Origin of the sequence: Amycolatopsis keratiniphila, assembly GCF_000400635.2 — a bacterium.
GTDB lineage: Bacteria > Actinomycetota > Actinomycetes > Mycobacteriales > Pseudonocardiaceae > Amycolatopsis > Amycolatopsis keratiniphila.
Map to the genome: position 1 here is coordinate 5,475,854 of NC_021252.1, position 22,138 is coordinate 5,497,991.

Genomic DNA, 22,138 nt, shown 5'->3' on the forward strand with positions numbered 1-22,138 from the left:
TCAGCCGGGTACCGGGGCGGCCTCCCCCGCGATCCTCAGCGCCTCCACCAGTTCCCGGTACAGCGTGTCGGTGGCGAGCAGGTGCTCGTGGCTTCCGCTCGCCCGGACGCGGCCCTCCTCCATCACCACGATCGTGTCCGCGTCGATCACGGTGGACAGCCGGTGCGCCACGGTGACCACGGCACCCTCGCGGGCCAGCCGCCGGATGCAGTCGTGGATCGCGCTTTCGGTCCGGCCGTCGACCTGCGCGGTCGCCTCGTCCAGCAGCACCACGTCCGGCGTGCGCAGGATCGCCCTGGCCAGCGCGATCCGCTGGCGTTCCCCGCCGGACACCGACGTCGACGAAAGCGGCGTTTCCAGGCCGTCTTCGAGCGCGGCGATCTTGTCGCTCAGCCGGACTTCGGCGAGCGCCCGCCGCACCTCCTCCTCGGTCGCGTCCGGATGGGTGAAGAGCAGGTTCTCCCGGATCGTCCCCGGCACGATCGGCGTCTCCTGCTCGACGTAGGCCAGCCGGGACCGCACGTCCGCGTACTCGCGTCCGTCCAGCAGCAGCGCACCCGACTGCGGCCGCACGAACCGCATGATCAGCGATAGCATCGTGGTCTTGCCCGCGCCGGACGGCCCGACGATCGCGGTGTGCCCGCGTCTCGGGATCGCCAGGGAAACGTCGCGCAGCGCCGGATCGCCGCCGTAACCCGCGGTCACGCCGCGCAGTTCCAGCACCGGGCCGTCGTGGTCACCCGAGGACTCCGCCTTGGCGGGCGCCTGGTCCTCTTCGACCTCCAGCGCGTCCATCTCCCGGATCCGCCCGGCCGCGGCGATCCCCGCCTGCAGCGCGGTCATGTTCTGGCTCAGTTCGGTGATCGGCTCCATCAACGCGAACGCGTACAGCAGGAACGCGATGAGGCTCGACACCTCGAGCAGGCCCGCGCCGACGCGCCAGGCGCCGAGACCCAGGATCACCAAGGTCGCGGCCTGGATACCCGTCCAGGCCACCACCCAGGCGACGGCTTCCCGCCGCACCGCGCGGACGCCGTGCGCCGTGGCTGCTTCCGCGTCGACCAGGATCCGGTCGGCCTGCCGGGTTTCGGCCCGGCTGGCCTTCACCGTGCGGATCGCCCGCAACGCGCCCTCGAGGACGCCGCCGAGCCTGCCGACCCGATCCTGTGCCTTCTCCTGTTCCTTCGCGATGGCGGGCATGAGCCAGGTGAACAACGCGATCACCACGAGCACGGCCGCCACCGTCGTCGCCAGCAGCACCAGGTCGAGCACGCTCATCAACACCAGGGTGCCGACGAGCATCACCACGCCGTTGATCAGGCCGATCACGCTGGACGACGCCGCCTCGCGCAACAGCACCGTGTCCGAGGTGACGCGGGTGACCAGTTCTCCCGTCGGCCGCTTCGTGATCGCCGGGATCGTCGCGCGGAAGAACCGCCGCACCATGGATTCCCGGGCCTTCAGCACCACCCGCTCGCCGACCGTGCCGAGCAGGATCCACTGCACCAGCCAGATCACCGCGCCGACCACCATCAGGCCGAGCAACGCCAGCACGGGGCCTGCCAGCGACGCCGACGAACCCAGTGAGTCCAGCACCCATTTCGTGACCATGGGCGTGGCGAGACCGGTCGCCGAACCGAGCAGGGCGAGTACCAGGCCGATCGCGAGTGCCCCCTTGTGCGGCCGCGCGAACGACCACAGCACCTTCAATCGTGGAGTCTTCATGGTTCTTAATGGAACACGCGTGTTCTAAAATCGTCAACCGAGTTCCATATCGGGAGCGAGGTACGGTACGGCCATGAGTGAGGGTGTGGTCACCGAGACGGGTGTCCGGGCGAGGACCCGGCGCGCGATCCTGGACGCGGCCATCGAGACGTTGACCAAGCAACCGAGCGCCACGCTGGCGGATATCGCGGCGGCGGCGAACGTCGGGCGCACCACGGTGCACCGGTACTTCGCGGAGCGATCGGACCTGATCGACGCCATCAGCCACGACGCCCTCGACAAGATCTCCCACAGCACCGAACGGGCCCGGCTCGACGACGGACCGGCCCCCGAAGCGCTGGCGAGGCTGTGCCAGGAGTACTTCGAACACGGCGACATCTTCCAGCTGCTGTTCACCATGCCGGACCTGGTGACCCGGCCCGAATGGACGGAGGAGAGCGACGACGACCGCCGCCTGCTGCGCCTCGTCGAACGCGGGCACGCCGAGGGCTCGATCGATCCGGCGATGACGAAGGAATGGCTGCTGCAACTGCTCTGGAGCCTGCTCTACACCGCCTGGGAGCTGACGCGGGAGAAGACGCCGAAGCACGAGGCGCTCACCTTGTGCCTGCGCAGCCTGGAAAAGATCATCGCGGTCGGCTGAAGTCCTCCGAAGTGATGACGCGGACTCGCGCCGCTTCGAAGATCCTGGCCCGGTGACAGAAAAGACCGGCACCCGCCCGGGTGCCGCCCGGGGAATCCTCTTCGGCGGGCTCGCGGTGTTCGTGGCCGCCCCCGCACTGCTGCTGGCCACCGGGCACGACGCGATCAGACCGTCCGCGGATTCGGCCAAGGAGCTTTCCCTCGCGGGCGCCCTGGTCCCCGCGCTGGCCGGGCTCCTGCTGATCCACGGGATCCCGCTCCACGCGCCGAAACTGCTCCCCGAGGTCACCGACCGGCGCGGACTGGGCAGACAGGCGACGGCACTGGCGCTCATCGCCTTCCTGTGGCCGCTGGCGTTGTACCTGCTTTCGGCGGCGGGACAGCAGGCGCTGGTCCGCGACGTCTGGGCACTCGCCAAACCGCTGGTGTTCCTGGCGCTGCCGTTGATTCTGCTTCGAGCGCTGCCCGCGCGGGATTCCTTCCGGCTCACGTGGCGGCCCCGGGAGACCTGGCAATGGCTCGCGCCGATCCCGGCGGTGCTCGTGTTCGGCTGGCTCTACGTCCTCGGCCCGCTCGCGCCGCCGCTTCCCACCGCGGAGGACTACCCGGACCCGGTGTACCTGGCGGTCGGCGCGACACTGACCTTCTTCACCGCGAACGTCCTCGAAGAGGTCTTCTTCCGCGGCATGCTGCAGACCCGCCTGGAGGCTCTTTTCGGGCGGTGGCCGGGAATCCTGCTGTCGGCGCTGCTGTTCGCGTGGCTGCACCTGCCGACGCACGGACAGGGATCTCTACCGCTCACCCTCGGCGCGATCGTGGCCTTCCAAGGGTTCTTCGGCCTGTTCACCGGCTACCTGTGGTCGCGCTACCGCAATCTGTGGGCGCCGATCGCCGCGCACACCGCGATGAACACGCTGCCACTGCTGCTGATGTGACGCGCCGGCAGGTCGTGAGTGGCGATTCGGGTTAGAACCCGAATCGCCACTCACGACCCGCTTGGCGTCAGGCGCCGATGGTCGCCGCGTCGATGACGAACCGGTAGCGGACGTCGCTGTTCTCGACCCGGTCGTAGGCCACGTTCACCTGGTCGGCCGAGATCGTCTCGATCTCCGCGCCGATCCCGTGCTCGGCGCAGAAGTCGAGCATCTCCTGGGTCTCGGCGATCCCGCCGATCATCGAGCCGGCGAGCACCCTGTTCCCACCGAGCAGCGAGAAGGCGTTGTAGGACAGCGGTTCGCCAGGCGCGCCGACGTTCACCATCGCGCCGCCGACGCGCAGCATGCCGAGGTAGGAGTCGACGGGCAGCGTCGCCGAAACGGTGTTCAGGATCAGGTCGAAACGGCCGCGCAGCGCCTTGAACGTCGACGCGTCACCGGTCGCGAAGTAATCCTTCGCGCCCAGCTTCAAGCCGTCCTCCTGCTTCTTCAGGCTCTGGCTGAGCACGGTGACCTCGGCACCCATGGCGACCGCGATCTTGACCGCCATGTGCCCGAGCCCGCCGAGGCCGACGACGGCGACCTTCTTGCCCGGCCCGGCGCCCCAGCGGTTCAGCGGGGAGTAGGTGGTGATGCCCGCGCACAGCAGCGGGGCGGCGACGTCGAGACCGATGCCTTCCGGGATACGGCAGACGAAAGCGTCCTTCACGACGATCTGCCGGCTGTAACCGCCGTAGGTGTTCTCGCCGTCGAAACCGACTCCGTTGTAGGTCTGGATGTTGCCCTTCACGCAGAATTGCTCGGTGCCCGCGAGGCAGTACTCGCACTCGCCACAGGAATCGACCATGCAGCCGACCCCGACCCGGTCACCGACCTGGTACTTCGTCACGTCGGAGCCGACCGCGGCGACGACGCCGGCGATCTCGTGACCGGGCACCATCGGGAAGATCGCGCTGCCCCAGTCCTCTTTCACCTGGTGGATGTCGCTGTGGCAGATCCCCGCGTACGCGATGTCGATCAGCACGTCGTCCGGACGCAGGTCGCGACGCTCGATCGTCGTCGGCGACAGGGCGGCGCCCGGGGACGGCGCGGCGATGGCGTGCGTGGTCGTCGTCATGAAACCCTCCGAGAAACAGTGAGACCATGTAAGAGGTCACTTACGACCAGCGTAAGAGGGCTCTTACATATTCCGCGACCGGGACGGTGTGATCCACGACATGGGCGGCAAGTACCATCACGGCGACCTTCGCGCCGAACTCGTCCGGGTCTCCCTCGACCTGATCGCCGAACAAGGGCTCGGCGCGTTCTCCGTCGCCGAGGTCGCCAGGCGCGCGAAAGTCAGCCCCGGCGCGCCCTATCGGCACTTCCCGGACAAGGAAAGCCTGCTGGCCGCGATCGCCGCCAAGGTCGCCTGCCAGCTGGCGGACAGGGTGCACGATGCCATCGAGGCCGAGAGCGAACCGGTCGCCGCGCTCGCCGCGGCCGCGGGCGCCTACACGAAGTACCTGATCGAACGCCGGGCCGGGATGAACATCATCTACTCGGACGGCCTGCAGGGCCCGGAGCACGCCGCGCTGCACGAGCAGACCCGCCGCCTGACCGACCAGTTCGTCATGCTCTGCCTCACCATCGCCGACCGGCCGGAGGACGGGCTGGAGCTGATGGAGCAGCTGTTCACCCAGGCCCATGGCTACGGCACGTTCTACCTCGACGGAGTGTTCACGAAACAGGGCTATTCCACGGAAGTCGTCGTCCGGAAGTCGGTCGAGGCCGCCCGCGCCGCCATCGAAGGTCGCACGAAAATGTGATGTGATTCACGTCTGATTTGTCCGATTACCGGGGCTCCCCGCGCCGACAGGATGCGAAGCGCAATCCTTTCGACAGCGAGGAGAACCGCGTGAACATCGGTCAAGACGTCGGGTCGTGGCGGGAACTGGGCCGCCATTCGAGCACCGCGTCGGTACTGGCGGGCGGCGTGCTCGTCGGCGCGATCACCATCTACGTGGCGGCGAGCCTGCTGCCCACGGCGATCGAGGAAATCGGCGGACGGTCGTTGTACGCCTGGACCATGACGGCGTTCCTGGTCGCCCAGATCGTCGCGACCATGATGGTGGGCCAGGCGCTTTCGCGCTTCGGCGGCAAGGGTTCCTATCTGGTCGGTTTCGGCGTTTTCGCCGCGGGCTCGGTGGTGTGCGCCGCGAGCCCGTCGATGCCGGTCCTCCTGCTCGGCCGCGGGACGCAGGGCCTCGGTGCCGGTCTGCTGACCGGACTGGGCTTCGCCCTGATCCATTCGTCGCTGCCGCCTCGGTTGTGGAGCCGGGGCAGTGCGCTGATCTCCGCAATGTTCGGAGTCGGCAACTTCGTGGGCCCGGCGCTGGGCGGGTTCTCGGCGCAGTTCGGTTCGTGGCGCTCCGCCTTCGCGGTCCTCGCCGTGGTGGCGGCCGCGCTGGCGGTCTTCGTGCCCCGGGCGCTCCGCGGCGGCGAACGCCCGGCGCAGGCACCGCCGGTCCCGGTCGTTTCGCTGGCGCTGATCGTCGGCGCCGCCGGAGCGGTGAGCGTGGCGGGGATCCTGTCCGACACCCTCGCGATGGCCGCCCTCATAGCGGCGGGTCTCGTACTCGTGAGCGCGTTCCTGGTGACGGAGAACCGTTCGGCGGCGAGTGTGCTGCCCGCCTCGGTCTACCGTCGTGGTTCGCGGTCGCGGTGGATCTACCTGACGATCATGGTGCTGGCGTCCGGCGTCGCGGTGGAGACGTTCCTGCCGCTGTTCGGGCAGCGGCTGGGCGGGCTCCCGCCCGCGGCGGCGGGATTCTTCGCCGCCGCGCTCTCCTTGGGCTGGTCGGTGAGCCAGCTCGTCAGCGCATCGGCCGGTAAGACACGACGGCTGGTGTTCGCCGGACCGGCCTGTCTCGCCATCGGGTTCGCCGTGCTGGGACTCCTGCAGACCGAACAACCGCCGCTGCCTGTCGTGCTCGCCTGGCTGCCGGTGCTCTTCTTCGGCGGCACGGGAATCGGCCTCGCGATGCCTCATCTGTCCGTCGCGGCGATGACCTCCGCGCCGGACGGCGAGGGCGGCCAGGCGGCGGCCGCGATCGCGACGGTACTGACGATGTCGACCGCGTTCGGCGCGGCGGTCGCCGGCCTGTTGGTCAACCTCGGCGGCGCTTCGGTGGTCATGTCGGCGAGGTGGCTGTTGTTCGGATTCGCCGCCATCTCCGCGCTCGGCCTGCTCACCGCACGCCGCGCCGTCTGAGGCAGGTCAGTTCCGGGAGCGCTTCATACGCGGAAGTGCTTCCGGACAACCGCCGTCGCACCGGATGTGCGCCCAGACGAGCTTCCCGCCGCGCACCGGCTCGCGCCGGACACCCCATTGCACGGCCACCCCGTCGACGACGAGAAGGCCGCGCCCGCGGGGATCCTCGATCTGCGAACAGCGCGCCCGCGGCTGCTCGACGCTGACATCGGCGACTTCGATGCGCACGGCGCACGGCGACACGCCGCGCCACAGCTGGATATGGCGTGCGCCACCCCCGTGCACATAAGCATTGGCGACGAGCTCCGTCGCCGCCAGCAGGACGTCGTCGCGATGCCCCTCGCCGAGATCGGGAAGGCATCTGACCACCCAGGCGCGCATGTCCGGCAACGCCCGTGGCGTCGTGGCCCGCAGGTCGAGCACCCAGGTACCCGGCACCGGATGCTCCGCGATGTTGATCATGGAGCCACCCTTCCCCTCGCGCGCGACCTCCCTGCTGAAGTCGCACAACCGGGTTACCCAGAACGCCCGCCGATCAACCCGTCACGGGAATCAGCGCACCGCGATACCCTCCAGCACCGTCTTGACCACGGCTTTCACGGCCGGTGAGGTCGTCACTCGCGGGCCGTGCGGGAGCAGCGCGGTGAGCACCGATTCGTGGCAGACGCCGACCAGCATCGCCGCGGCCGCGTCGACATCGCCGTCCAGCCTGCCGAGTTCCTTTTCCTCGCGCAGGTATCGGGCGAGGCGATCCCGCCAGGTCTCACCGTCCCCGGTCAGTTCGCCGAACCGCGCGAGCACGGCGGGGCGGGCGAGCAGCCCGGCGAACGCGGGCAGGATCTCCTTGTGCAGAGCCAACCCGTACGCCAAGTGGGTGCGGAGGTTGCCCTCGACCGTGGCCGAACCGGGCGCGGGCAGCTCGCCGAGCCCGGCTTCGACCCGCCGCACGTGTTCCGCCAGCGCGTCGGCCAGCAACTCCTCCTTGTCGGTGAAGTGGTTGTACAGCACGCCGTCGGCGACCCCGGCCGCCCGCGCGATGGCCCGGACCGTGAGTTCCGCGGTGCCGTTGGCGGAAATCAGGTCCGCGGCCGTGCCGATCAGATGCTCGCGCAGACTCCGGCCGTCTTCGGTGTCGCGGAGTGCCGCGGCTTTCCTCGGTGCCATCAGGATTTCGCCCTGACCAGCCACGCGGCGCCACGCAGCCGAACACCGCCAGGCCCGTCAAAAGGCTGGAGCGCCGCCGAAAGCGCTTCTCGCGCGCCGTTCGCCGCTTCTTCGCCGGCCAGACCGAGGTGATACTTGACCGGTCCCCAGTCGGCGATGAACCCGGCGGCGTCGGCCACGTCGCTCCCCCAGACCTGATCGGCCTCGACGCGAGTGGCCGTGACCTCGCGGAATCCGGCGTCCGTCAGCACCGAGCGAGCCCGTTCGGGATCGGCGAAAGCCGTCGGACCGGTGCCGTCCTCGCCGGTCGGCGTCGGCAGGAACGGTGCCAGCGCACCGAAAACGGTGCCGAGATCGGTTCCCGCGAGTGCGGTCATGCACAGGAACGCGAGCCTGCCGCCCGGTTTCAGCGCCCGGCGCACGTTCGCGAAGGCGGCCACCGGGTCCGCGAAGAACGTCACCGCGAACCGGCTGAGCGCGACGTCGAAAACCCCTTCCCCGAACGGGAAGACCTGGACGTCGCCCTGCTCGAACCCGACGTTCGTCACGCCTTCGGCCGCCGCGCGGGCGCGCGCCGTGGCGAGCATCGGCGCGGACAGGTCGATCCCGGTCGCGCCCCCGAGCGGGGCGCGGACGGCGGCGAGCCGGGTGACCTGTCCGTTGCCGCAGCCGATGTCGAGCACCCGGTCCCGCTCGCCGATTCCGGCCGCCTCGAACAGGAATTCGTTGAACCCGCTGTTCACCGCGTCGTAGCGCCCGTCGTGCTCGGCCCAGTGCCGCCCCTCGTAGCCGTTCCACGCCTCGGACTGCGCGGTGTTGACGATGCCGGACATCCCAGAACCTCCTCAGTTATGAACACACGTTCATGAACACGCGTTCATACTGAACGAGGTTCGGTCCAGCCGTCAAGCGCTTCTGTCGAGGGCTCGCGAGGCGAAGGACGCTTTACCCGCGTCACATGCGGCGAAAGTCCCCTTCATCCACCCCAAGACCAGAAGAACCTATCGAGGGGTAGGACAAACGTGGCGTGCTGCCCGCCAAGGGCTCGCCTGCAGGACCAGCCGCACCCGCAACTGTCCGCAAAGGATGGCGGCCTCGTCATTCGTGTCCGGTTTGCGCGCTTTGCGTGGGGGTGCGAGAACCGGACATCACGACATCAACCGGGCGCGCCATTGGCGCGCATTGTCCCTTGTAGACACTGTACGCCGGGGTGAGCCCGCAAGCCGGTCCGGAACCCCTGCCGTCCAGGGTGGTCATCTCATCGCAAAGCCGGCTAAGACGGCCTGCGCGACAGGGGTTCGCTCACGCCACGTTTGCCTTACCCCTCAATAAGACGCGAACCACTGACACTCGTCACTACGCCAGCCGCAGTTCTCGTCCGGGCAGGGACCGCCGCCGGTCCGTCACCATGATCATCGCCAGGGTCCCGATCCCCAGCCACACCACCAGCTGCACGATCCCCGACGTCAGACCGTCCGTCCCGGTCAGCAGCGACCGCAACGCCACCAAGGCGCCGTTGGTCGGCAGGATCCCCAGCACCGTCCCGAAAAAGCCAGGCACGGTCGAAACCAGCGAAGCGCCGACAGTGAGCACGAGGATCGCGAGAGCGGCGAAGCGGCCAGGGCGTTTGAAGATGGCCACCAGCGCTTGGTTGACGACGGTGAACGTCCCCGCCGCGAGCACGAGCACCACCAGCAGCGTCACCGCCTTGCCGAAGCTCAGGCCGAGGAACGCCCAGAACACCCCGGTGAGAATCAGGGCGGTGAGCACCGCGAGCGTCGCGCCAGGGACGGCCGCGGCGAGAATGATCCGCCAGCTCGGTTCGCGGGTGGTGAGCACGCTCGGCGGCACCGCGCGGATCACCTGGTACGTCGCCAGCGCGCAGCCCCACAGCGCCAGCACGAGGATCAGCGCGACCGCGCCTTCGCCGAAGGAACCCGAGCCCGCCGTGTCGGCGATCGCGGGGGTGGCGGCGACCTGTTTGAGGTGGTCGCGTTCGGCCTGGGTGTAGTCGGGCACTTTGCCCCGGCCTTCGTCGAGGCCCTTGGCCAGCTCCGAGGCACCGGATTCGGCGCGCTCGGCGCCGTCGGCGGCGGAGCGGGCACCGGTGGCGAGTTCACCGGCACCGGTGGACAGCGTCGTCGCGCCGCCGGCGAGCCGACCGGAGCCGTCGGCGAGCTGCCGTGCCCCGGAGTCGGCGGCCTTGACCCCGGCGTCGAGTTTCCGCGCGCCGTCGGCCGCCGTGCCGATGCCGCCCGCGAGTTCCTTCGACTTGTCCGCGAGCTGCTTGTTCCCGTCGGCGACCTTCTGCGAGCCCGCCGAAAGGTCTTGCACCGCCTTCTTCGTCTGCACGACGGCGTCGCGGATTTCGGCACGTTTGCCGTCGAGGATCGCGGCGTCGGCCGTGAGCTTCTCCGAAGCGGCCTTGAGATCGGCGCAGAACCTCGTGTCCTGATCGCATTTTCCGGCCAGTTCGGCGAACTTCCGCGCCGAGTCGCCCGCCGAAGGCAACGCGTCGATGATCCGCACGACCTTGTCCGCCAGCGGCGAGATCTTGTCGGCCAGCTGCTTGTTGCCGTTCGCGACCTGCTGTGCGCCGTCGGCAAGTTCCCTGGTCAGCCGGGGCAACTGGGCGGTGTCCTTCTCGGCCTGGGTCAGCCCCGACGACAACCGGCCGGAACCGGCGGCGAGCTGTCCGGTGCCATTCGCGAGCTCGCGCGCGCCGTCCGCCAGCTGACCGGCCGCACCGCTGAGCTTTCCCGCCCCACCGGCGAGTTCTCCCGCGCCCGCGGCCAGTTTCCCGGTCCCGTCGGACAACTGCCGCAGCCCGACGACGAGCTGGCCGCTGCCGTCGGCCGCCTGCACCAACTGCTGGTGGATCGAGGAGAATCCGACGTACAGGTTGTCCACATAGGTCTCGACGATCTGCCGGTTCAGCGCGGTGAGGGTCGCGTTCGCGACCTCCCGGCTCGCCACCGGGTCGATCAGGCCGGTGCGCTGTGACGTCTCGACGCGCATGATCGCCTGCTTCGCTTCGAGCGGTTTACCCGACGTCGACGTGGCCTGCGCGGAGAAGTCCCGCGGGATCGTCACGACGGCCGAGTACGTGCCGTCGGAGATGCCCTCCTTCGCGTCCTCCGCGTCGGTGAGCACCCACGTGTACGCGGAATCCTCGCCGTGCACGAGGTTCCCGGCCAGTTCCCGGCCGAGCGGGATCAGCTGTCCGTTCACCGTCACGGGCTCGTCGTCGTTGACCACGGCGGCCTTCGCCGCACCGTGGTTGTCGCCGGGCGACCAGAACGCCCACGCCAGCCCGAGCGCGACGATCACCGGGACGAGCACGATCCCGAGCCAGGTCTTCCAGGTCAGCGGGCCGAAGGCGGTCGCGCGGGCGGAACCGGTGAAGAAGCGGGACATCAGCGGACCTCGGCTGGGACGGGGGCGGGCGTCATGGCGAGACCCGCGACGGCGGTGGTGGGCAACAGATCCCGCACGATGGCGAGGCTTTGGCAGGACACAGCGAACGTCGCGGCCCGGCTCGCGAACGCGGCTCGCAGGCCCGCGCGCTGGGCGGTGGCGACGACGGTGTCCAGGTCGTCGAGGAAGACGAGCGCGACGCCGTCGTCGAGTGCGCGGCGGACCTCGCCGGCGGGATCGTCGGTCTCCTTGCAGGCGACGAAGGCGACGTTCCGCCGGACGGCGTGCGCGTGCTGCGGCAGCACCCGGCCGAGGACCTTCAGGTCCCCGCGGACGTTCGGCACCCGGCCGGCCAGCGCGTAGAGCAACGCGCTCTTGCCCGCCGGGCCGGAACCGTGCACGGCGAGGATCTCGCCCGGGCCGAGATGCAGTTCGACGTCGCGGAAGATCGTGCGGCCCCGGTCGTCGTCGACCCGGAGACCGGCGGCACTGATCACTTCGGGCGAACCGGGCGCGGGCCAGTCGGCGAGCCGGAGTTCGTGGACGAGACCGTCGCCCTCGGCGTCGAACACCGGGAGCTTGCGGTCCAGCCACGGCGGCAGGCCCCAGGCGCGCGGGCCCAGCAGCGCGAGGATGGCGGGGACGAGCGTCATCCGTACCAGGAAGGCGTCCACGAACACCCCGACCGCGAGGCTGAACGCGATCGGTTTGATCGTGGCGCTGCCGTCGGGCACGAAGGCGGCGAACACGCCCAGCATGATCACCGCCGCCGCGGTCACGACCCTCGACGCGGACACGAAGCCCGTCTCGATCGCCTTGTGCGCGTCGCCGTGATGGACGTAGTCCTCCCGGATCCGGGACACGAGGAACACCTCGTAGTCCATGGCGAGTCCGAAAAGGACACCCATCAGGATGATCGGCAGGAAGCTGATCACGCTGCCGGTGCGGGTGACGCCCAGCGCCTCCGCCAGATGTCCCTGCCCGAACACGAACGACGTCGCGCCGAACGCCGCACCGATCGACAGCAGGTAGCCGAAGGTGGCTTTCAGCGGCACGAGGATCGAGCGGAACACCATCGCCAGCAACACGAGCGAGAGCCCGACGACCAGGATGCCGAACGGCAGCAGCGCGTCGCCGAGTTGCGTGGACACGTCGATGCCGACGGCGGTGAAGCCGGTGACCGCGGTCTGCACGCCGTACCGGTCCTTGAACTGCCCTTCCATCGAGCGCAGCCGTTCCACCAGGTCGTCGGTCGCCTCGTCGTAGGCGCCGGTCGTCGGCACGACCTGGATGATCGCGGTGTCGCCCTTGGGGTTCGGCGTCGCGAGCGGGACGACGGCGACGCCGGGCACCTTGCGGATGTCGTCGGCGATGCCGTTCGTGATCCCGACCGGGTCGGTGGTCGACAGGATGTCCGCGGTGACGACCAGCGGTCCGTTGAAGCCGGGTCCGAAATGCTCGGCCACGGCGTCGTAGGCGACCCTGGCCGGGGTGCCGTCCTCGTCGGTTCCGTTGTCCGGCAAGGCGAGCCGGAGATCGAGCGCAGGCACCGACGCGATCGCGAGCACCCCGACGATCAGTCCGATCGTGACCCACGGCGACTTCGTGGCGAGCCGGACCCAGCGGAGGCTGAACCGCGTCTTCTTCTTGGTCTTCCGTGCCTTCCGCGGCTTCTTGGGCCGCAGCCACTCGCCGGCGAACGCCAGCAGCGCGGGAATGAGGGTGATGGCCACGATCACCGCGACCGCGACACCGCCCGCCGCCGCGATACCCATCGTCGTCAGGAACGGGATCCCGGCGACGAACAGGCCCAGCAGGGCGATCACCACGGTGAGCCCGGCGAAGATGACCGCGGATCCGGCGGTGGCGGTCGCCCTGGCGATGGACTCCTCGACGCCCAGTCCTTCGGCGAGCTGATCCCGGTGGCGGGAAAGGAGGAAGAGCGCGTAGTCGATGCCGACGGCGAGCCCGAGCATGACCGCGAGCATCGGCGCCGTGGAGGAGACCGTGGCCACCGACGTAGCCGCGTAGACCAGCGCCACCGAGACGCCGACGCCGAGGATCGCCGTCAGCAAAGGCATTCCCGCCGCAATGAACGAACCGAACACCATCAGCAGCACCACGAGCGCGATGACGAGGCCGATCCCCTCGGTGGGGCTGAGCTTCGGCACCTTGTCCGAGAACGCGTCGCCGCCGGTGAGCACCTCGGTGCCGTGGCCGATCCGGTGCTCCAGATCCTGCGCGATCCCGGCGAGCACGGTCCGGGTCGACGGCTGGATGTCGGCCAGCCCGACGTCGAGCTGCACGGTGACCAACGCGGCGCGGCCGTCCTTGGACACCGCGTCGTGCACGGCCGGATCGAAGGGGTTGACCACCGTCGAGACCTGCGGGGCACCGGTCAGCTCCGGGACCACGGCGGAGACGGAGTCGCGCACAGCCGCGGAATCGGCTCGCTGTCCTTCCGGGACGAGCACCACCAACTGCGCCGAAGTCCCGCTCACCTGCGGGAAGACGCGCCCGAGGTGATCGAGCGCCTCCTGCGACTCCGAGCCGGGGATCGCGAACGTGTCGTCGGTGCCCTGGCCGAACAGCAGCGCCGCGCCGCCGGAGACACACAGCACGACCAGCCACAACGCGGTGACCAGTACGCGTCCGCGGGCGGCCAGCCTGCCGAGGCGGTAGAGGAATGACGACACGATCGGCTCCCGGCACTCGTTGGATACATGGCGTATCGTAATACACGCTGTATCCGATTCACGATGTATCCTGTCCCACAGCCGGGTGAACCGGGCCGATGCGAAAGAATGGCGAGATGACCGAGGAGCGGAGCGCCACCATGACCAGGCGCCGGGCGGACACCCGCCGACGGCTGATCGACGCGGCGTACGAGGCCTTCTCCGAACGCGGCATCCGGGACACCCCGGTCGAGCTGATCTGCGAACGCGCCGGCTTCACCCGCGGCGCCTTCTACTCGAACTTCAGCTCGAAGGAAGACCTTTTCCTCGCCCTGTTCCAGGAGGAGAACGCGATCCGGCTCGAGCGGTTCCGCGAGGCCACCGAGAGCGTGCTCGGCGGCACCGTCGTCGGCGCGCACGAAGACCTCTCCCCCACACTCGGGCGGATCGCCGAACTGTTCATGGTCGCGCTCAACGCGGACAAGGACTGGTACCTGCTGTGCGCGGAATTCCGCACGCAGGGCCTGCGGCAGCCGGAGATCCGCGACCGGATCGGCGCCGCGTTCCGGTATTTCCACACCGAACTGGGCGCGATCCTGGTCGGCACCCTCGACCGGATCGGACGGCAACTGACAATCTCGCCGGACGACGCGGTGCTCGTCCTGGTCGCCCTGTACGAACAGGGACTGCAGAACTACCTGCTGGAGGGCAACGAACTCCCCGCCGACGGCCGGTTCGTCAGTGAACTGATCCCGAAGGTGATGGCGTCGCTCATCGTCCCGGCACACTGACCCGTCAGCACCGGGGCGGAAGCCACCCGGGCGTGGTCACGACCTGCTCGGGAGCGACGGGCATCTGAGCGGTCTTCGGCCCGAAGACGAAGCCGACGAGCCCGCCGGGGCAGACACGCACCGCGGCGGGCCCATCCTGGGTCCCGGATTCGCGCCAAGCGACCGGATCCAGCCCCGTACGCCACACCTTCCAGAACGACGCTCCGTCCCGATGGCCGGTACAGGGATCGCCCTCGGGCAGGTCTTCGACGCGGCAGACGTAGCGGGAATCGCCGTACGGCCCCGATCCGTCCCCCAGGCGCACCGCGAGCCCGGAGCGTTCGAGCGCGGTCCGTGCGTCACCGGGTGAGCCGGGCACGCATCGCACGAGCACGCCGACCGCGACAGTCACCCCTTGGGTTCCTTCACAGGCGCCCGTTCGCGCAATGGGGTTCACGGCGGGAAAAAGGGCCACCAGGCTGAGGAGCACCGTCAAGATCGACACCTTCGAATACTAGGGGTGCCCCCTCGGCTGCGCACAGTGAATCTTTCGAGGAGTGCCGACACAAATCACGCTCCGTTTCGCACGAAAGGAGAGAATATGTCGGAAATTGCCCTGTTCAGGGGACTTGCACATTCTTCGGCACAGGAAAAAGATGTGTTCTTCTCGCGCGCACCACTCCATCGGGTGCGGCTCTTCGAAAGGTTCAGAGCGTGACGCGCAGGCGCCTTGCCGCATTCGTCGTTCCCCTCGCCCTCGCCGGATTCCTGCTCACCGCGGGCGGCACCGCCCACTCGCGGCCGCCCGCCCAGAGCCCGGTCGATATCTCCCCCGGCGCGATCAGGTTCGATCCGACCCTGCCGAGGCTCGACATCTCCTACGGCCAATCGGATCTGGACCTCGAATACATCCGGAAGGACGCGTCGGACGCCGACGGATGCAGTACGAGGAATCACGAAGAAACCGAAGAGGCCATCGTCAGACCGGGCACCGGGCACGTCACACTCGCCGGGGTCCGCTACGAACTCGAACAGTTCCATTTCCACACCCCGTCCGAACACCGTTTCCGGGGCCGCACCGATCCGCTGGAAATGCATTTCGTGCACCGCAGCGCCGCCGGGAAACTGCTGGTGATCGGCGTGCCCCTGCGTTCGGGCGCCGAGTCGCCGGTGGACCGTGTCCTGGCGACGCTCGCCCCGGAGTGCGGCGAAACGGTGGCGTTGGCGGACTTCGACCTCGCCACGCTCCTGCCCCGTGACCGGAGCACGCTGCGGTACGAAGGCTCACTCACCACGGCGCCGTTCACCGAAGGCGTGCAGTGGTTCCTGATGTCCGAGCAAACCGTCTCGCCGTCGACGATCGCGCGGTTCCAAGGTCTGTTCGGTGCGGGCAACGCCCGCGCGCCGCAACCGCTCAACGGGCGGCGGCTGACCGTGGTGCCGCAGTTCTCGTGAGCGGTGAGGACGGTTATTCGGGGTAAGGCAAACGTGTCGTGGTCGCGGCCGGGTCGATGGTGGGGTGAAGGGAGCCTTCACCCCAGCCGGCGTTTCATCGGGATTTCATGGCTCCGCCCTACGGTTCCGGGCACGGATCCGCGACCGCGGACCGGTGGTCCACAAGGAGACGTGCATGAGCCCGGCGAGCCGGACCCCGTACAACATGGTGACGCCCCGGGACGACGCGCCGAGCCCCGGGCAACGGGACGGGGTCGTCGGCCCGGGCTGGAGCTGGGCGGCGTTCTTCACGCCGTGGGCCGACGGCCGCCCGTCGCCGAAGTACCGGTGGACGCTGTTCGACACCGCCGCCGACGCCGTCGACGATCTCCGTCGTTGTCTCGACGACGGCGCCGTCGGCCGTCGCGGCGCCCTCTGCTCCTCCGTGCTCCGCAAGCGCGGCGCGCCAAGGGAATTGGTGCTGTGCGACGCCGCGGAGTGGGCTTACGCCGTCCACGAGGTCCGCGCCGGGGTGCACCTCGCCGACGCCGCCGACACCTACTTCGCGCGCTGGCGGACGAGCATGGCCGGGCACCGGTTCACGATCGTCAACGCCGGAGTACCGACTGTCTGGTGAGTTCCAGGCCTTCCAGCGCGAGAGTGCGCTGAGCGGGATCGCCGTCGGGCCCGATGGTGGTGAGCACCCATTCGAAATGCTCCCGCGCGGCCACCGGATCGCCCGCCGCGAGATGGGTGCGGCCGAGCCGGTTGCGGATCTCGGACTCCATCCCGACGACGGTCTCCTCCGTGACCGCCGTCAGCGCCCGCCGCTGGAGTTCGAACGCCTCGCCGAGGTTCCCGAGCTCCAGTTCCGCCGCTCCCAGCCGGGCCAGGCTGGACGCGATCAGCAGGCCGTCCGTGGTCTCTTCGGCGAGTTCGACGGAACGTCGGAGGTCCAACACCGCTTCGGCGAACCGGCCGATTTCGAGGCGGACGGTGCCGCTGTGGCAGAGCACCCTGGCCAGCATCCCCGGGCTGCCGACCTCCTCGCTCAGTTCACGGGCGCGGCCGAGGTGAAGGAGCGCTTCTTCGTGGTCGCCTTGCAGATAGGCGAGATAGCCCAGCGCGGACAACGATCTCTCGGCGAGCCAGCGGTCACCCACCTCCTCGGCCAGGACCATCACCCGCCGCATGCCGGGGATCGCGAGTTCGTACCGTCCGGCGATCAGGTCCACCATGGTGAGCCCGCCCAGCGCCCGCGCCTCCAGACCGCGGTCTCCGGAGGACTGACCCGCCTGCTGCGCGTCGTCGAACCAGCCGCGCGCCCGGTCCAGCTGTCCTTGCATGGCGTAGGCGTAACCGAGGCAGAACTTCAGAGACGAGACGAGACGTCCGTCCCTGGCCCGTTCGGCCAACGGCAGCGCGATCTGCAACGCCGTCCGGCATTCGTGATACCGCTGCTGGCGCGCGAGGTAGTCGACCAGTCCCTCGGCGACAGAGCACGCGAGGTCTTCGAGCCCGGCTTCGGCCGCCTGGCTCACCACCTCCGGCAGATCGCCGACGGCGTCGAGCCAGGCGGAAGCGTCACGCTGGCCGGTGAACGGACCGCCCGTCTCCAGCGGGAACCGCGCGACACCCCATTCGCTCGCCCGCCGGGCGGCGCCGAGGTACAGCCCGTACACCCGTTTCCGTGCCGCTTCGGCGGCCTCCTCGGGCATCTCCCCGGCGAGCCGCCGGGCGTAGACGGCCACCAGGTCGTGCAGCCGGTAGCGGCCGCTCGCCGGCTCCTGCACGAGGCTGGCGTCGACCAGGCTTTCCAGCCGCCGCTCGGCTTCGGCGGGCGAACAGTCCAGCAGCGCGGAGACCGAGAGCCGGTCGAACTCGGCCGTCGGCGACAGGCCGAGCACACTGAACGCGTCCTGCTCGGCGGGCCGCAACTGTTCGTACGACAGCCGCAGCGCCACCTCGACACTGCGGTCCTCGGCGGTCAGCTCGCCGAGCCTGCGCTCGTCGTCCGACATCCGGTCCACCAGGTCCTTGAACGTCCACATCGGACGGTTCTGCAACCTGGCGCCCGCGATCCGCAGCGCGAGCGGCAGACGCCCGCACAGCCCGGCCAGCGCGCGCACGGCGAACCGCTCCCCCTCGGCCCTCGGCGCTCCTACGATGCGGCCGAGCAGCCGTTCCGCCGCTTCGAGACCCAGCGCGCCGAGGGAAACACGGCGATCGGCGTCCAAACCGGACAGACGGCGACGGCTGGTCACCAGCACCCGGCTGCCCGGCCCGGACGGCAGCAGCGGCCGCACCTGCCCCGCGGACTCGGCGTTGTCGAGCACCAGCAGCAATCGCAGGTGCGCGGTCGCCGCCCGCCACGACGCGGACAGCTCGTCGAGATCGTCCGGCATGAGCCCGTCCTCGACCCCGACCGCGCGCAGCAGCCGCCGCAGGGCGCGCTCCGGCGTCACCGGCTCGCGGCCTTCGGTGTAGCCGTGGAGATCCACGAACAACGCACCGTCCGGATAGGACTCGCGGAGCCGATGGGCCGCGCGCACCGCGAGCGTGGTCTTACCCGCGCCCGGGACGCCGTCGATGGTGTCGACCGAGACCGACTCCGGATCGCCGTCCTCCACGAGCAGCGCGAGTTCCCGGTCCCTGCCGACGAGTTCGCCGTTGGTGGCGGGCAGTTCGTTGCGGATCCGGCGGGCAGGCTCCCTGCGCGGGGCGACGCCGAGCAGGGCTTCGTCCCCGCGCAGCACCGCCTCCTGCACCTGCCGCAGCTCCTCGCCGGGCTCGACACCGAGCTGCTCCACCAGCCGCTCGCGGACGTCGGTGAACACCTCCAGTGCCTCCGCCTGCCGCCCGCCGCCGTAGAGCGCGCGCATCAGCAAGGCGGCCAGCGGCTCGCTCGGCGGATCGGCGGACACCAGCGCCGAGAGTTCGCCGATCACCTCGTCGAACCGTCCGAGTTTCAGCTGGACCCGCAGTTTCCGGCGCAGCAACAGCAGTTTGCGTTCCTCCAGCCGTCGCCGCTCGCCCTGGACGAACGCGCCGGGCAGCCCCGTCTGCGGCTCGCCGTGGAACAACCGCAGCGCGTCGGCGAAGGTGTCCACCGCGGCGACGAGGTCGCCCGATTCCTCGGCGGCGACCGCGACGGCGGCGACCTCCTCCAGCCGGACGACGTCAAGGAGCACCCCACTACCGGAGAACCGGTAACCGCCGCGGTCGGACACGATCACCGAGTCCCGCGGCTTTGTCCCCGCGGTGTCCAGGCATTGCCGCAGCCGCCGGACGTACACCGGCAGCACGTTGGACTCCGGCGGCTTCTCCCAGAGCCCGTCGGTGAGTTCGTAATGGCTGACCGTCACGTCCGGGCGCAGCAGCAGCGCGGCGAGAACGGCCTGCTGGCGGACCGGACCGAGGTCCAGCCGGGTCTCGCCGTGCCAGGCCCGCAGCGGGCCGAGCACCTCGAATCGCAGCTTCGGTTCCGACATGATCCCCCCTTCGTTCCGCACTAGCCCGGCACCACGATCCCGTGGTCGAACGCGTACACGATCGCCGCCGCCCGGTCCCGCAACTGGAGCTTGGTGAAGATCCGGCCGATATGGCTTTTCACGGTCACCTCCGAAATCACGAGAGTCGCGGCGATCTCCGCGTTGGTCAGCCCCCGGCCGATCGCCCTGAGCACGTCCTGTTCCCTCGGTGTCAGCAGTTCCGGTGAGCGTCCGCCGCTGCCGTTCCCGGCGGCCTGGCGATAGGCGGCGAGCACCCGCCCGGTGACCCCGGGATCCAGCCAGGCGTCGCCCGCGGCGACCGCCCGCACGGCCCGGATCAGGTCTTCGGCGGGAGAATCCTTGAGCACGTAACCCGCCGCGCCCGCCCGTAGCGCGTCGGCCAAGAGGTTGTCGTCGTCGAAGGTGGTGAGCGCGAGCACCGGCGGATGCCCGCCGGTCCGCCGCAGCCGCCTGGTGGCCTCGACCCCGCCGACGTTCTTCATCCGCAGGTCCATCACGATGACGTCGACCTCGTGCGCGGCCAGCGCCGCGGGCACCTCCGAGCCGTCACCGCATTCCCCCGCGATGACGAACCCGTCGCGCCGCCGCAGGATGCGCCGCAGCCCGGACCGGACCAGCTCCTGGTCGTCGACCAGCAGCACCTGGATCTCGGCGGCGGTCACGGCTTGGCTCCCGGCACGGTGACGCGCACGATCCACTGCCTGCCGTTGGGCCCGGCGCTCAGATCGGCGCCGAGCTGTGCCGCCCGGACGGCCATCCCGGCCAGTCCCGAGCCGTCCTCGGCCGTGCGCCGGACGGTCGAGGGAAGGGTGTTGCTGACGACGAGATCCAGCCCGGAACGGCCTGCGTTCAGCCGGACCTCCGCGGTCGCGCCGGGGGCGTGCTTGACGACGTTGACAAGTGATTCCTGCACGATCCGGTAGAGGCCCAATCCTTCCGAGGCGCCTACCCGGCCGAGGTCGCCTTCCTGTGTATAGCGCACCGCCAGTCCGGCGCTGCGGGTGCGTTCCACCAGCGTCGCGATGTCCTCGATGCCCGGGAGCGGCGCACTGCCCGACGGGGAGTCGGCGAGCAGGCCGACCGTGCGGCGGATGTCGGCCATCGCGGCCCGCCCCACCTGCTCGGCTTCGGTGAGCGCCTCGATCGCCTCGTCGACGTCGCGGTCCTGCTGCAGCGCGTGCCGGGCACCGGTCAGGTGCAGCAGGGTGATGCTGAGCGAATGGCCGACGACGTCGTGCACCTCACGCGCGATGCGCTGGCGTTCGGCGAGCAGCGCCTTGTCGCGGGAGACGTCGCGTGCGCCGCGTTCGGCGTCGAGCGCCCGGGTGTACCAGCGGACCACGAGCCCACCGCAGAGGCCGAGCAGGACCGCGACCATGTACACGGGCCCGCCGATCAGCCCGCCCCAGATCCCCGCCACGACCAGGACCAGTTCACCCGCGGCGGTCACGAGGGCGATCCCCAGCGGCGTCCGCAGGATACTGCCCGCCTCGGTGGCCGCCATCAGAAGCAGCAACGGCGCGAAATCCGGAAGCACCGGCTCGATGAGCAGGATCGCGGCCGCGACGATCAGCGCGGCCATCCGCACCCACGGCACGACCCAATCGGTGGTGGCCCAGATCAGCGGTCTGACGATCACGACCAGCCCGGCCAGCGCCACCGGGCTCGGCGGCAGCAGGGCGTCTCGCTGGACCAGGGCGACCACCGCGAACACCGCGCTCACCAGGGTGGAACTCACCGGCACCCACCACGGCAGGGTCAGCCCGGCCCGGGCGAGGCTGACCTGCACCCGTGCCCGCAACCGGTCCCGCAAGATCTCCAGCACGGACATCAGCCTAGGAAGTCGCGGTGTGCGAGTCATCGTGCGGCGGTCGGCACCCGTCTCCGCCCACGGTAGGAGGCAGAGACCGATGAAATCCCGATGAAACCTCCGAGGGGCGCGGGCCACGGTCGTGAGTGCCAATGAGTGTTCTAACCCGAATCGCCACTCACGACCCCCTCAGCTGACGCGGTGAAGGACGCTTTACCCGCATCGCACGCGGTGAAAGTCCCCCTCACCCAGCCCGGCGCTGATGGACGCTTAGGTACCTACTGGCGGCCTTGCGTGACTGGACGGACGATCACGCGAAAGTGCCGGCCAGCCACAACGGCTTCGCCGCTCATTCCTGGCTGAGCGCGACCCAGTTCAGTTTCTCCTGTTCTCGTTTCGGCAGGCCCGCGACGACGAGGTCGTACGAGTCCTCGATCATCTCCCGGACGAAGTCGTCGGTCAGCGAACCGTCCAGCTCGACGGTGTTCCAGTGTCGTTTGTTCAGGTGGTAGCCGGGGATGATCGCCGGATGCTCGGCGCGCAACCGGACGGCCAGGTCGGGCTCGCATTTGAGGCTGATCCGCAGCGGTTTCGCCTTGAGCGGACCGAGCGCGAACACCTTGCCCGCGACCTTGAACACGTTGATGTCCTCGCCGAACGGGAACTCCTCCCGGGCACCCGGGAGGGCGAGGCAGAGCTTCGCGAGCGCGGCTGGCTTCATGGCGTTCAGGCTAATCGCGCCCACCGACAGAAACCTGTCCCGTCCGGGACGTTGACCGCTTGTCGGTGATTCACTGACGA

19 protein-coding genes are annotated in these 22,138 nt (G+C 69.6%); 7 read left to right on the forward strand and 12 right to left on the reverse strand.

The features are described 5' to 3' along the window. Positions 1–1,725 carry an ABC transporter ATP-binding protein gene (locus AORI_RS65650; RefSeq protein ID WP_228688176.1) on the reverse strand — a complete coding sequence of 575 codons (1,725 nt, stop codon included), beginning with the start codon at positions 1,723–1,725 and terminating at the stop codon, positions 1–3. Between the two features lie 73 nt (positions 1,726–1,798). Here AORI_RS65650 and AORI_RS65655 point away from each other — a divergent pair, with 73 nt between their 5' ends. After that, the gene (locus AORI_RS65655) at positions 1,799–2,368 is read left to right on the forward strand and encodes a TetR/AcrR family transcriptional regulator (protein WP_016335267.1); all 570 of its coding nucleotides are present in this window, start codon (positions 1,799–1,801) and stop codon (positions 2,366–2,368) included. A gap of 52 nt (positions 2,369–2,420) precedes the next feature. Beyond that, the gene (locus AORI_RS65660) at positions 2,421–3,302 is read left to right on the forward strand and encodes a CPBP family intramembrane glutamic endopeptidase (RefSeq protein ID WP_016335268.1); all 882 of its coding nucleotides are present in this window, start codon (positions 2,421–2,423) and stop codon (positions 3,300–3,302) included. 67 nt (positions 3,303–3,369) lie between these two features. Here the strand turns inward: AORI_RS65660 and AORI_RS65665 are convergent, their stop codons facing one another. Further along, on the reverse strand, positions 3,370–4,419 hold the full coding sequence (locus tag AORI_RS65665; RefSeq protein WP_016335269.1) for an NAD(P)-dependent alcohol dehydrogenase: 1,050 nt from the start codon (positions 4,417–4,419) through the stop codon (positions 3,370–3,372). 88 nt (positions 4,420–4,507) lie between these two features. Between AORI_RS65665 and AORI_RS65670 the strand changes: the two genes are divergently transcribed. Both AORI_RS65670 and AORI_RS65675 read left to right on the forward strand, forming a co-directional pair. Next, complete coding sequence (locus AORI_RS65670; protein ID WP_016335270.1) at positions 4,508–5,110, forward strand: TetR/AcrR family transcriptional regulator; 603 nt, start codon at positions 4,508–4,510, stop codon at positions 5,108–5,110. Positions 5,111–5,199: 89 nt separating this feature from the next. Further along, positions 5,200–6,555 carry an MFS transporter gene (locus tag AORI_RS65675; RefSeq protein WP_016335271.1) on the forward strand — a complete coding sequence of 452 codons (1,356 nt, stop codon included), beginning with the start codon at positions 5,200–5,202 and terminating at the stop codon, positions 6,553–6,555. Between the two features lie 6 nt (positions 6,556–6,561). Here AORI_RS65675 and AORI_RS65680 read toward each other — a convergent pair whose 3' ends face one another. The 5 genes from AORI_RS65680 to AORI_RS65700 form a co-directional block, all read right to left on the reverse strand. After that, positions 6,562–7,017 (reverse strand): ATP-binding protein, encoded by a 456-nt coding sequence (locus AORI_RS65680; RefSeq protein ID WP_016335272.1) that lies wholly within the window; start codon positions 7,015–7,017, stop codon positions 6,562–6,564. 90 nt (positions 7,018–7,107) lie between these two features. Beyond that, positions 7,108–7,719, reverse strand: coding sequence for a TetR/AcrR family transcriptional regulator (locus tag AORI_RS65685; protein ID WP_016335273.1), 612 nt, complete (start codon positions 7,717–7,719; stop codon positions 7,108–7,110). Next, on the reverse strand, positions 7,719–8,552 hold the full coding sequence (locus AORI_RS65690) for a class I SAM-dependent methyltransferase (RefSeq protein WP_016335274.1): 834 nt from the start codon (positions 8,550–8,552) through the stop codon (positions 7,719–7,721). Before AORI_RS65690 ends, AORI_RS65685 begins: the two co-directional genes overlap by 1 nt. 523 nt (positions 8,553–9,075) lie before the next feature. Continuing rightward, positions 9,076–11,136 carry a YhgE/Pip domain-containing protein gene (locus AORI_RS65695; protein ID WP_016335275.1) on the reverse strand — a complete coding sequence of 687 codons (2,061 nt, stop codon included), beginning with the start codon at positions 11,134–11,136 and terminating at the stop codon, positions 9,076–9,078. Further along, on the reverse strand, positions 11,136–13,832 hold the full coding sequence (locus AORI_RS65700; protein WP_016335276.1) for an MMPL family transporter: 2,697 nt from the start codon (positions 13,830–13,832) through the stop codon (positions 11,136–11,138). The genes AORI_RS65695 and AORI_RS65700 overlap by 1 nt, the downstream gene beginning before the upstream one ends. A gap of 116 nt (positions 13,833–13,948) precedes the next feature. Between AORI_RS65700 and AORI_RS65705 the strand changes: the two genes are divergently transcribed. Continuing rightward, the gene (locus AORI_RS65705; RefSeq protein ID WP_016335277.1) at positions 13,949–14,602 is read left to right on the forward strand and encodes a TetR/AcrR family transcriptional regulator; all 654 of its coding nucleotides are present in this window, start codon (positions 13,949–13,951) and stop codon (positions 14,600–14,602) included. A gap of 4 nt (positions 14,603–14,606) precedes the next feature. Here the strand turns inward: AORI_RS65705 and AORI_RS65710 are convergent, their stop codons facing one another. Continuing rightward, positions 14,607–14,993 carry a hypothetical protein gene (locus tag AORI_RS65710; protein WP_016335278.1) on the reverse strand — a complete coding sequence of 129 codons (387 nt, stop codon included), beginning with the start codon at positions 14,991–14,993 and terminating at the stop codon, positions 14,607–14,609. A gap of 302 nt (positions 14,994–15,295) precedes the next feature. On the opposite strand from AORI_RS65710, the gene AORI_RS82500 reads away from it, so the two are divergent. Both AORI_RS82500 and AORI_RS65720 read left to right on the forward strand, forming a co-directional pair. Continuing rightward, on the forward strand, positions 15,296–16,036 hold the full coding sequence (locus AORI_RS82500) for a carbonic anhydrase family protein (protein WP_016335279.1): 741 nt from the start codon (positions 15,296–15,298) through the stop codon (positions 16,034–16,036). Between the two features lie 175 nt (positions 16,037–16,211). Beyond that, a complete protein-coding gene (locus AORI_RS65720; protein ID WP_016335280.1) occupies positions 16,212–16,652 on the forward strand; it encodes a hypothetical protein in 441 nt (146 codons plus the stop codon). Here AORI_RS65720 and AORI_RS65725 read toward each other — a convergent pair. The 4 genes from AORI_RS65725 to AORI_RS65740 all read right to left on the reverse strand — a co-directional run bounded on the left by AORI_RS65725 (position 16,624) and on the right by AORI_RS65740 (position 22,058). Continuing rightward, positions 16,624–19,506, reverse strand: coding sequence for an AfsR/SARP family transcriptional regulator (locus tag AORI_RS65725; protein ID WP_016335281.1), 2,883 nt, complete (start codon positions 19,504–19,506; stop codon positions 16,624–16,626). The genes AORI_RS65720 and AORI_RS65725 overlap by 29 nt on opposite strands. 20 nt (positions 19,507–19,526) lie before the next feature. Continuing rightward, complete coding sequence (locus AORI_RS65730) at positions 19,527–20,189, reverse strand: response regulator transcription factor (RefSeq protein ID WP_016335282.1); 663 nt, start codon at positions 20,187–20,189, stop codon at positions 19,527–19,529. Next, positions 20,186–21,352 carry a sensor histidine kinase gene (locus tag AORI_RS65735; protein ID WP_043848961.1) on the reverse strand — a complete coding sequence of 389 codons (1,167 nt, stop codon included), beginning with the start codon at positions 21,350–21,352 and terminating at the stop codon, positions 20,186–20,188. Before AORI_RS65735 ends, AORI_RS65730 begins: the two co-directional genes overlap by 4 nt. 334 nt (positions 21,353–21,686) lie before the next feature. Next, positions 21,687–22,058, reverse strand: coding sequence for an MmcQ/YjbR family DNA-binding protein (locus AORI_RS65740; protein ID WP_043848208.1), 372 nt, complete (start codon positions 22,056–22,058; stop codon positions 21,687–21,689). Between the last annotated feature and the right edge of the window lie 80 nt (positions 22,059–22,138).

Bases quoted from the DNA above. Each gene is read 5' to 3' on its own strand.
- AORI_RS65650 (WP_228688176.1), bottom strand. From the start codon at position 1,725: ATGAAGACTCCACGATTGAAGGTGCTGTGGTCGTTCGCGCGGCCGCAC.
- AORI_RS65655 (WP_016335267.1), top strand. From the start codon at position 1,799: ATGAGTGAGGGTGTGGTCACCGAGACGGGTGTCCGGGCGAGGACCCGG.
- AORI_RS65665 (WP_016335269.1), bottom strand. From the start codon at position 4,419: ATGACGACGACCACGCACGCCATCGCCGCGCCGTCCCCGGGCGCCGCC.
- AORI_RS65680 (WP_016335272.1), bottom strand. From the start codon at position 7,017: ATGATCAACATCGCGGAGCATCCGGTGCCGGGTACCTGGGTGCTCGAC.
- AORI_RS65685 (WP_016335273.1), bottom strand. From the start codon at position 7,719: ATGGCACCGAGGAAAGCCGCGGCACTCCGCGACACCGAAGACGGCCGG.
- AORI_RS65690 (WP_016335274.1), bottom strand. From the start codon at position 8,552: ATGTCCGGCATCGTCAACACCGCGCAGTCCGAGGCGTGGAACGGCTAC.
- AORI_RS65695 (WP_016335275.1), bottom strand. From the start codon at position 11,136: ATGTCCCGCTTCTTCACCGGTTCCGCCCGCGCGACCGCCTTCGGCCCG.
- AORI_RS65705 (WP_016335277.1), top strand. From the start codon at position 13,949: ATGACCGAGGAGCGGAGCGCCACCATGACCAGGCGCCGGGCGGACACC.
- AORI_RS65720 (WP_016335280.1), top strand. From the start codon at position 16,212: ATGAGCCCGGCGAGCCGGACCCCGTACAACATGGTGACGCCCCGGGAC.
- AORI_RS65725 (WP_016335281.1), bottom strand. From the start codon at position 19,506: ATGTCGGAACCGAAGCTGCGATTCGAGGTGCTCGGCCCGCTGCGGGCC.
- AORI_RS65740 (WP_043848208.1), bottom strand. From the start codon at position 22,058: ATGAAGCCAGCCGCGCTCGCGAAGCTCTGCCTCGCCCTCCCGGGTGCC.